Source organism: Providencia sp. 6390 (assembly GCF_058148425.1).
The window spans coordinates 1-512 of record NZ_JBYVYL010000036.1 but is presented as its reverse complement, the minus strand read 5'-3'; the positions used below and the strand labels follow the sequence as shown (position 1 = coordinate 512).

The 512-nt window shown below is 49.0% G+C and carries 1 protein-coding gene; it reads right to left on the bottom strand.

Going from position 1 to position 512, the window contains the following annotated elements:
- Window positions 1-512, bottom strand: a 512-nt coding sequence (locus tag AC3Z9T_RS21405; RefSeq protein WP_490128067.1) for a hypothetical protein, incomplete at both ends; no start/stop codon positions are given.

The following is a 512-nucleotide window of genomic DNA, read 5'->3' as shown; positions in this document are numbered from 1 at the left end:
ACTCAGTATGAAGTGCTATCAGCTGTGATGCCGCCGCCATTGCGACTCCGGTTTCATCAGTTGAGGCAAAACCCACTCGCAAACGCGTCGGTGCCGTTCCTCCCATATCCGCAATTTCCAATAAATCCTGCTGGGTTAAACTATCACCTTTATAATAGTTAGCTGCCATAGCGAAAAGGATACTGGCGCTCATGACTAATGGGGGTGGCTTTCGCAACGTTTGCTCTAGTTCATTAGCGATACGCTGCTTTGAGCTCTGTTGTGTGGTATCCCATCCAAAATCATTCTCTTGCTGCCCTACAGCACCACCGGCAACACCACCACTTAAGGCCGCTGCTTCCATTGCCTCAAGCCCCCAAACGAAAGGAGACGCTTGTGCCGTTCCAATCGGATTGAGTGCATTACCAACGGTACTGAATAAGGAGGAAACCCAGTTAGCTTCGGATTCAGATTGTTCAATCGTTGACGGAATACCACAGGTATACGTACTGTAGTCACACACCCCAAAGTTT